Origin of the sequence: Sphingobacterium cavernae, from assembly GCF_008520265.1 — a bacterium.
GTDB classification, from domain to species: domain Bacteria; phylum Bacteroidota; class Bacteroidia; order Sphingobacteriales; family Sphingobacteriaceae; genus Sphingobacterium; species Sphingobacterium cavernae.
The window spans coordinates 1-8,601 of record NZ_VIQM01000085.1 but is presented as its reverse complement, the minus strand read 5'-3'; the positions used below and the strand labels follow the sequence as shown (position 1 = coordinate 8,601).

8 protein-coding genes and 2 pseudogenes are annotated in these 8,601 nt (G+C 41.6%); 3 read left to right on the top strand and 7 right to left on the bottom strand.

Annotated elements, in window-relative coordinates; translation table 11 throughout:
• Positions 1-133: 133 nt before the first annotated feature.
• Positions 134-649, bottom strand: a pseudogene (locus FLS47_RS15365) (transposase); the annotation flags it as partial.
• Positions 650-654: 5 nt separating this feature from the next.
• Between FLS47_RS15365 and FLS47_RS15360 the strand changes: the two are divergent.
• Positions 655-807 (top strand): helix-turn-helix domain-containing protein, encoded by a 153-nt coding sequence (locus FLS47_RS15360; protein WP_223225344.1) that lies wholly within the window; start codon positions 655-657, stop codon positions 805-807.
• Between the two features lie 27 nt (positions 808-834).
• Here FLS47_RS15360 and FLS47_RS15355 read toward each other — a convergent pair whose 3' ends face one another.
• On the bottom strand, positions 835-1,671 hold the full coding sequence (locus FLS47_RS15355) for a universal stress protein (protein ID WP_149915226.1): 837 nt from the start codon (positions 1,669-1,671) through the stop codon (positions 835-837).
• Between the two features lie 149 nt (positions 1,672-1,820).
• Between FLS47_RS15355 and FLS47_RS15350 the strand changes: the two genes are divergently transcribed.
• Positions 1,821-3,131 (top strand): TIGR00341 family protein, encoded by a 1,311-nt coding sequence (locus FLS47_RS15350; protein ID WP_149915225.1) that lies wholly within the window; start codon positions 1,821-1,823, stop codon positions 3,129-3,131.
• On the opposite strand, the gene FLS47_RS15345 is transcribed toward FLS47_RS15350, so the two are convergent.
• Both FLS47_RS15345 and FLS47_RS19085 read right to left on the bottom strand, forming a co-directional pair.
• Entirely contained in the window at positions 3,126-3,410 is a 285-nt protein-coding gene (locus FLS47_RS15345; protein WP_149915224.1) for a TrkA C-terminal domain-containing protein, read from the bottom strand. The genes FLS47_RS15350 and FLS47_RS15345 overlap by 6 nt on opposite strands.
• Positions 3,407-3,601, bottom strand: a complete 195-nt coding sequence (locus FLS47_RS19085; RefSeq protein ID WP_149915227.1) for an NAD-binding protein — start codon at positions 3,599-3,601, stop codon at positions 3,407-3,409. Before FLS47_RS19085 ends, FLS47_RS15345 begins: the two co-directional genes overlap by 4 nt.
• A gap of 104 nt (positions 3,602-3,705) precedes the next feature.
• Here FLS47_RS19085 and FLS47_RS15335 point away from each other — a divergent pair, with 104 nt between their 5' ends.
• Positions 3,706-5,019, top strand: a complete 1,314-nt coding sequence (locus tag FLS47_RS15335) for an IS1380 family transposase (protein ID WP_149915223.1) — start codon at positions 3,706-3,708, stop codon at positions 5,017-5,019.
• A 256-nt stretch (positions 5,020-5,275) separates the two neighbouring features.
• Here FLS47_RS15335 and FLS47_RS15330 read toward each other — a convergent pair whose 3' ends face one another.
• The 3 genes and pseudogenes from FLS47_RS15330 to FLS47_RS19170 form a co-directional block, all read right to left on the bottom strand.
• Positions 5,276-6,589 (bottom strand): mechanosensitive ion channel family protein, encoded by a 1,314-nt coding sequence (locus FLS47_RS15330; protein ID WP_149915222.1) that lies wholly within the window; start codon positions 6,587-6,589, stop codon positions 5,276-5,278.
• A 147-nt stretch (positions 6,590-6,736) separates the two neighbouring features.
• Positions 6,737-8,029, bottom strand: a complete 1,293-nt coding sequence (locus tag FLS47_RS15325) for a dicarboxylate/amino acid:cation symporter (RefSeq protein ID WP_149915221.1) — start codon at positions 8,027-8,029, stop codon at positions 6,737-6,739.
• 462 nt (positions 8,030-8,491) lie between these two features.
• Positions 8,492-8,601, bottom strand: a pseudogene (locus tag FLS47_RS19170) (IS982 family transposase); the annotation flags it as partial.

Sequence of the window (8,601 nt, the reverse complement as noted above, 5' to 3'; positions counted from 1 at the left end):
TCGGTAACTTTATCGTATGTAATCATGGTCTGGTATATTGTTAAATATTTGAATTTCAGATACTTAAATATAAACATTTACCACCATGATTGCAATTTTAAATACAATTAATAATCGAATTCAGGTTTATAGTGCAGTCCAGAAATACAAAAGGATATACCGATTCAAGCGGGCGGTTACGCCATTCATTCAGTGCAGGAATCACCTTGTCCGTAATATTGGAGATCTCCGTAGCAGATATATCCATGGCATACATCTCCTTCACATAGCTTGAAATATCCCGTGTACTCATGCCCCTGGCATACATGGAGATAACATTGCCTTCAAGCTCCTCTGTAATGATCAATTGACGTTTAGGGACTATCTTAGGCTCGAAAGTACCGTTTCGGTCACGACTGCTCTCCAATTCAAATTGTCCGGACTGAAGGCTCCGTACAGTCTTTCTTGTCTTCCCATTTTTACGGTTAACCTCTCCTGAAGCTTTACTTTCCTGTAGATGATGATCCAGCTCACCTTCAAGCATACTTTCTAGAAGGTGTTTCAACATCGGAGCGAAAACTCCGTCGGTACCGCCCATTTTCTTGCCCTCATAAAGACCTCTCATTGCTTCCTCTTTGAAGCTCTCAAAATCAAATTCCGCTTTTTCCATTTGCTGTGTCTAATATAAAAATTCTTTATTTGACACAGTTTACTTTACACCCTCATGACATCGCCGCCGAATTGGGCTTCAAATACCAACAGCATTTTACCCGGCTGTTCAAACAAAAGACAGGCGTAACACCGAATGAGTACAGGGGCTTAAATTAAAAAAGCAGGGGGATATATCCCCGTACATTATCTCGTTGCAGTCAACAAAACAGGGACTTCGGGGTTCAAGATAATTGCTCTGGCCAGGCTCTTGTGGAACAGCTTTTCAAAGAAATTTCTTCCGCCAACCAAGGTAAGCAGGCATAGATCCGCCTGAAGCTGATCAATAAGGGTATTTACAGTATCAATATTCTCTTTATCCTCGACAAGTGAAGTCTCTACCGACCGGCTGTAGCCACTTTCTTCGACCAGTTTGTCCTTCCAGTTATCCAATCGTGTTTTTCCCTCCTCCGAAAGATGTTCTGCAATGTGTACCATCGTGCATGAGGGGCAACAGGCATCATACAACTCCATCATCGCCTTCAATATCAGCACATCGTCCTTTTGATAGTCCGTGAAGAAAACAGCATGTTCCAGGTTAAAACCTTTCGTATATTCGGGTATGATCAACAGGGGAATCTGGATTGTTTTCGCTACGTCATAGGTATTGCTTCCCAACAGATCTTTGCGCTGGCCCGATGCGCCGTGGGTACCCATCACAATAAAGCTTACCGTATCATCTGACAACAGATAGGTGTGAAGCGCCTCTTTAAGATGATCTCTCACGATAGACGTTCTTATTTGTACTTTGCCGGCATTATCCAGTTTTTCTAAAAAGTCTGTCATCCGCTTTTGCGCTTCGATCCCTGCACGTTGGGCATCGGTTTCATTGGCAAGCTGACTTTGAAAGGCAGAATAAAGCGGTCTATAGGCGTGGATAATGTGTACATCGGCGTTTAAGAGCCTTGCCAGTCCCAAGGCATAGGTAGTTGCAACAAATGCATTGTTTGAAAAATCAGTAGGAACTAATAAGGTTCGTCTCATAATGTCGTTTTTATGCTAAAAAAATTCAATAGATCAATGGAATATGACCAACTCTCAAAATAAACAAAAAAACAAGAGAAACCAAACAAACTATATTTAATGTATATGTATATGTATATTTGTTATTAAACTAAATTTTGGGAACCGTCATGAACAAGCTGTTTAATTTTTTTGATCTGCACAAAGACGAAGACGAAAAGGAAAAAGTGCTGGAGAATGTGATCAGCAATATTTCTTTCAGGGGTGCTAATGCCTGGATATTGGCCTGTGCGATAGTCATCGCTTCTGTGGGACTGAATGTCAATTCAACAGCGGTCATCATCGGTGCCATGTTGATTTCACCATTGATGGGCCCGATCTTAGGGGCTGGTTTCGCCTTAGGGACATTTGATTTCCCGCTGTTGAAAAAATCCATCAAAAATCTTTTGATCGCGACATTGATCAGCCTGGTGGTTTCTTTCCTGTATTTCCTGCTAAGCCCGTTCAAAGACGCCCAATCCGAGCTACTGGCCCGCATATCGCCCAATATTTATGATGTATTGATTGCTTTTTTCGGTGGACTGGTCGGTGTCATTGCGATTACACGGGTCAATAAGGGCAACCCTATCCCCGGGGTGGCCATCGCTACCGCTCTGATGCCTCCGCTCTGTACAGCCGGATATGGACTGGCGATAGGCAATATGTCCTTTTTTGCCGGCGCTATATATCTATACATCATCAATTGCGTTTTCATTTGTCTGTCTACCTTTGCTATCGTTAAATATCTGCGGTATCCCAAGGTTCACTATGTGGACAAATTGCGGGAAAAACGGATCGGGCAAAGCATTACCTTACTGACTATCATATTGATTGCTCCCAGCCTGTATTTTGCATACAACCTCTTGCAGGAAAAGAAATTCAGTGACCGTATCAAGCAATTTGTACAGCATGAATTTGCCGAAAAAGGCTATACTATCGTTTATGAAAAAACACAGTTCAATAAAAATCCGAAACGTCTGGAGCTGGCTTTCCTGACCAAAAAATTTCAGCCTGTGGAAATCGAACAGCTCCAAAACTTATTGGCATCTTATGGTGTCGAAAATACGGAGCTCATTATCAAACAGGACAGCGTAGACCTCAGGTCTGCAATATTGAGCGAAATAGATAAGCATACCGTCTCCGTTAATGAAAAAGATCTTACGATCCGTAGCCTGAACCAGCGCCTTTCCCGCTATGAACTGGCAAATGTCCAGCTTCGTCATGATATGGCTATACTGTTCCCGCAGATAACACATTATAGCATTGGTGTGCAACAGTATCACAATACCAGGGACAGCCTGGTCAATTACATAGCATTTGTCTATCAGGCTAAGGACGACTTTCCCGAAGAGGAAGGGCAGAAATTGAAGAAATGGCTGTCTGTTCAGTTTCCCAATGACAGCCTTGCCATCGTGCCGACCGGCGCAGAAAGCAAACTATAAAAAAGATTTGATATGGTCATTATATCCGTAGATAGCTAATATATCGCCCTGTTCCAGTACGGTATCCGGTCTAGGTATACCGTGGAGTATCGTCGTAACCATACTTTTTCCAAAGTTTGTTTTCTGCTCTTTGCTTTTTAAAATGGTCAATACCAATAGTTCGTATTTTTCACGGAAACCGATTTCTTGAATACTTTTGCCCACATATTTATCCGGCACGACGGCTTCGACGATGCTGTAATTACTGTTCAGCTCGAATGAATCGACCAGCCCGGTCATGCAAAGCTTCTTTGACCAGCGTTCGGCACGGCTTCTTTACATAGGGCTCTCACCATGATATTGGCGCCTTCATCTTCTCCTATTGCCACTACGACTACATCCGTATTCCTCAGGGGCAAAGTATAGAAAGCGGCTTCCTCAGTAGCATCCAGGCAGATACAATGTGTTATTTTTTCCTTTAGGGCAGTTATCTCCTGTTTTCAGCAAGTCATTTTAACCCAGATTACGCAATAGAAAAAAATAGTTAATTTAGAGATTTAGAATCCAACTGCGTAGCAGTAGAAAAAAGTTAGCTATGAAATTCGAGTTATCATTTACTAATCAAGAGATTACACCCTGGGGCGGAATGTTTTTTTTGAAGCAAATGTTGGACAAAATTGGCTTTCGGGAACAGATAGAAAACTGTACTTCTTTACCCGTATCTCAACCCAATAATTCCTACAAAAAAGAAGTTCTTCTGGAGTCCTTTATTACAAGTATTTGGTGTGGAGCAAACCGTTTTCTGCATACGGAGATTACACGATCAGACAGGGCTCTTGGTCAGATTTTTGATTGGAGGAAAACACCTGGACAAGATGCATATAAACGTTACTTTGGCAAGTTCACACAAAATACGAATCAAGAGGTAGGTCATCATTTTTTTAGTTGGTTCTTTCAAAATATTAATATTAACTATTTTACTTTGGACATTGATTCCTCAGTTGTTACCCGCTATGGCGCACAAGATGGAGCCAAGAAAGGGTATAATCCCAAGAAAAAAGGAAGAAACAGTCACCATCCCATTATAGCTTTCGTAAATGAGGTAAAAATGGTTGCTAACTTTTGGCTCAGAAGCGGAAACACTAGTTCAGCGAATAATTTTATTGGTTTTTTAGAAGAAACTTTATCGGTTTTTGGCGCTAAAAAAGTGGGCCTGGTTCGATTAAACAGTGGCTTTTGTCAAAAAGATATTTTTGAACATTTGGAACAAAAAGCACTGAAATATATTGTTGCTGCAAAGTTTACCCACCCTGTACAGCATTTAATCGACGAGCAAGACACCTGGTTGATGGTGGATGAGGGAATTGAAATCTGCGACAAGCACTATCAGGGGAAAACCTGGGACAAGCAACGCAGACTAGTAATAGTCCGACAGAAGATAGCCAATAGACCCAATGCAACCGGAAGGACATTAAGTTTATTTCCAGAAGATGAAATCCATAGAAACTATCGCTATTCTGCATACTTTACAAATAATGAATTTGCTGCAACTGATGTATGGCGGATGTATCGCCAACGTGGTGATGCGGAGAATAGAATCAAAGAATTAAAAGCCGATTTTGGAGCAGAAAGCTTTAACCTGAAAGCATTTTATGCAACAGAAGCTGCATTAATATTCTCCATGATAGCCTATAATCTAATGTCCATATTCAGAATATTCGTCTTACAGGAAAAAACGCAAAAAACATTATCAACACTACGTTACAGAACTTTTGCAATTGGCGCTTACTTTGAAAAGGTAGGTGATACTCTAAAGCTCAAAATTGCATTAACCAAAAAACGTAGAAAATGGTTCCGGGGACTTTGGGATTACCCTATAGATCTTCAAATGAAAATATCTACTGCGTAATCTGGGTTAAAAAACTAAATACAAACAGCTGGGGCAGGATTATACAATCGCTTTTTCATTCCGGATGAGGATAATAAAAAAAGCGGTAAAACTATAAAATATTTTTAGGACTTATCCACCATTAATAGATGTTTAACAAAAACCTTTCGCTCTTCCTGACATTCCTACCCGCAGGAATACTTGGCTATTGTTTCTGAGGGCTAAAAAGAAAGGAAGCTGCTGATAAAAGCATACTAGCCGACTGACCTGTCATTAATTATTGAATTTCATGCACCTGCTTGTCTAATAGATGGCGCAGATCATCTGATGCAGGAAGCTCGAAGACTTCCAGGTCAAAATATTTTATCGCTGCAAAGAGGTGATCGAAAATATCGGACATGACATCCTCAAAAAATGCCCATTCCGTCCCCTTTGTAAACATGTAGAGTTCCAGCGGAAGTCCGTTTTCAGTGGGATCCAGTTGACGGACCAGCAAGGTTAATCCTTGATGTATATTGGGGTTATGCAGGGCATAAGCTTTTATATACGCCCTGAACAGGCCTACGTTTGTCATTCTGCGCCCGTTGACCAATACCTCTTCGTCAACATTGTGTTCATTGTTATATTTCTTGATTTCTTCTTCTCTTTGTGCGATATATGGAGCCAGAAGTGCGATTTTCCTCAGTTCTTCTATTTCGCTGTTATCCATATATCGGATGGTTGATATCTTGATATGGATAGCGCGCTTGATCCTTCGCCCACCACTTTCCTGCATCCCCCTGTAATTCTTAAAAGAATCACTTAACAAGGTGTAAGTAGGTATGGTCACAATCGTCTTGTCCCAGTTTTGTACCCTCACGTTATTGAGATTGATTTGTAGGACATCTCCGTCAACACCATATTTGGGCATTTCTATCCAGTCCCCGACACGTACGGAATCATTTGCAGAGACCTGTATGCTGGCCACAAAACCGAGTATAGTATCTTTGAAGACTAACATCAGGATAGCGGACGCTGCACCCAGAGAGACGAGAAAAGACCATGGCGAATTGCCCGTAAGAATAGAAACAATCAGGGTGCCGACAACAAATATGAGGAATATCTGAAACACCTGAAGATAGCTGTCCAAAGGCTTGTCCACAAACGTCCTGGAAGATCGCAGGATATCCCGCGCAGTCTTTAAAAAACTGTTTACCAGCCCGTAAACCGCAAATATAACCAGTATGCTCAAAAATTTATCGAGAGCCGTTACAAAAGAGGGAAACCCAACAAAAATCAACGGTAAGAATTGCTGTGAAACAGCGATGAGAATAAGACGGCTTAAGTGTATATGCACTTTGTTGTCAAGCAGATAGTCGTCCCAGTTACTTTTCGTCTTTTTGATCAATCGCGTAACGATCGAATTAAAAAAACTTTTCAAAAGAAAGTCAAGTAGCACCAACAGGATAAAGGCGACAATCAGAAGACCGGCCGAGGTAAGGATATGCGCAATTCTATCCTGCACGCCGGCAGTTTTTGCAAGTTCAAATGTCCATTGGTAAATCTGACTGGTTGCCTGTTCGGTAGTGTTAATGATGTTTGTTTTTTCCATATTAACAAACAAATGTACAAAAAATAAACTAAATGGGGCTAGATAGGCTTCTAATGGGTGCACAGCCCCTATTTTATCTTTTGCTTTTCCCTTAGTGATCCGGTATAGCTGTTGCTCCTTATGGTTCCTTTTCGCCCATTTCTATTGCTATTTATCGCCAATTTGCGGGGGATTGGCCTTAGCCGTACTAAACCTGTTCATCAATAATGCGACCATCGAATCTCCCGACACATTGGTCGCTGTCCGGAGCATATCCAATGGTCTGTCGACGGCAAATATCAGGGCGATACCGGCTGGATTGACTCCGATGGATTCCAGTACGATTACCAGCATCAGGATACCGGCTCCCGGCACGGCCGCGGCACCGATAGAGGCCAACGTTGCCGTTGCTATGACACTTAGCTGTTGCGCGGTGGTCAGGTCGTATCCCATGACCTGCGCAATAAAGATGGCGGCGACACCCTGATACAGACAGGTACCGTCCATGTTGATAGTGGCTCCTATGGGCAAAACAAAGCTCAGCACATCTTTCCGTATATGCAGGTTCTCTTCTGCACACTCCATCGTTGCAGGTAGCGTAGCCGCACTCGAGCTAGTCGAAAACCCCAACAGTTGGGCGGGCAAAATAGCCTTGAAAAATTTGACGGGGTTCATTTTGCCAAAAAAATAGACAAAAATCGTGTATATTCCATATACCAGAACCAATAACCCGAGTACAACAGTAAAAGCGTACATTGTCAAAGCTTTGAACATATCAATGGAAGGTGCCTCTGCAATGAGCGTAACAATAAGAGCGAATACACCATATGGAGCAAACATCATCATGATATCGACAATCTTCAATACGATGGCATTTCCGGTGTCCAGTACGTTTTTAAACGTCTCTATCTGCTTAGCGGGCAACAATATCATCGCAATACCGACCAGCAGGCTAAAGAATATGACCTGGAGCATATTACTGTTTGAGGTTGTCGCATGAAAAATGTTTTCCGGAACGATATCAATCAGTATCTGCAAGGGCCCTCTGACTTCCTGTACTACAGTAACTTGGTCTACCTTTTGCTGTACTTCGCCCCCAAACATTTGTAACATCTGCTCCCGGGTAGCTTCAGTTATAAAGCTACCGGGCTTAATAAGGTTAACCAACGCCAAGCCTATAGTAACAGCGATAACCGTTGTTAGTATGTACACGGCAAACGTACGCAGCCCCAAGCCGGAAAGCTGTGTTACATCTTTTAGATCAGAAACTCCTTTGATAAGAGATACAATGATAAGAGGGATAGCGATCAATTTCAACAGGTTGATGAAAATAGTACCAAAAGGCTTTATCCAGTCAATAACAAATTCTGTCCCTCCTGTAAACTGGATACAGAGCCACCCTGTCAGTATGCCTCCTACAATACCTATCAGTATCTGCCAGTGCAATGCAATTTTTTTCATATCTTCTCTTTTTTTGTTAACGGTTATCAGTCAATGAAGTTACTGTCCTGTTTAGTAGTATGTACCCCAAACCACCCGAAATTAGTGAAGTAACCAATATGGAGAATTATCCTCGGCGATGACGCACATTGGCACTGCCAAAAGCATGCAGTATTGGGTGTAGAGCTTTCCGAGGAGAAGACAGTTCTCCGCTTACCCGCTCATTTTTTATCTCCACCCCAACCATCCTTCCACTTATCTTTGAGTTAATAAAGTTTTTGAGAGGTTCTAGCATAATAGGCTCCGTAAACAGTGATGAGACTCAAATATAACTAAATAGATTAAAAAAGGAAAATCAGTTTGATTGTCAAAACTGTCGAACTCAATTCTTTTACAATCAGACTTTTCCCAATAGATAATGGCCTTTGCGGGAAAAACGTTAAATTAGCTAAATTTTAGAAACTATTAACCTGAATTCGATAATTAAAAAGCGTACAATTGGTTAGTTTTTACCGTTTGATATTTGATTGAAGGTTTCTTAGGGAAGAAACTGTATGCTGCTAATCCAGCTAAGATATTTACGATAAAGTTGA

Excerpts from the sequence above, each read along its gene's own strand:
- FLS47_RS15355 (WP_149915226.1), bottom strand. The coding sequence starts at position 1,671 with ATGAGACGAACCTTATTAGTTCCTACTGATTTTTCAAACAATGCATTT.
- FLS47_RS15350 (WP_149915225.1), top strand. The coding sequence starts at position 1,821 with ATGAACAAGCTGTTTAATTTTTTTGATCTGCACAAAGACGAAGACGAA.
- FLS47_RS15345 (WP_149915224.1), bottom strand. The coding sequence starts at position 3,410 with ATGACCGGGCTGGTCGATTCATTCGAGCTGAACAGTAATTACAGCATC.
- FLS47_RS15335 (WP_149915223.1), top strand. The coding sequence starts at position 3,706 with ATGAAATTCGAGTTATCATTTACTAATCAAGAGATTACACCCTGGGGC.
- FLS47_RS15330 (WP_149915222.1), bottom strand. The coding sequence starts at position 6,589 with ATGGAAAAAACAAACATCATTAACACTACCGAACAGGCAACCAGTCAG.
- FLS47_RS15325 (WP_149915221.1), bottom strand. The coding sequence starts at position 8,029 with ATGAAAAAAATTGCATTGCACTGGCAGATACTGATAGGTATTGTAGGA.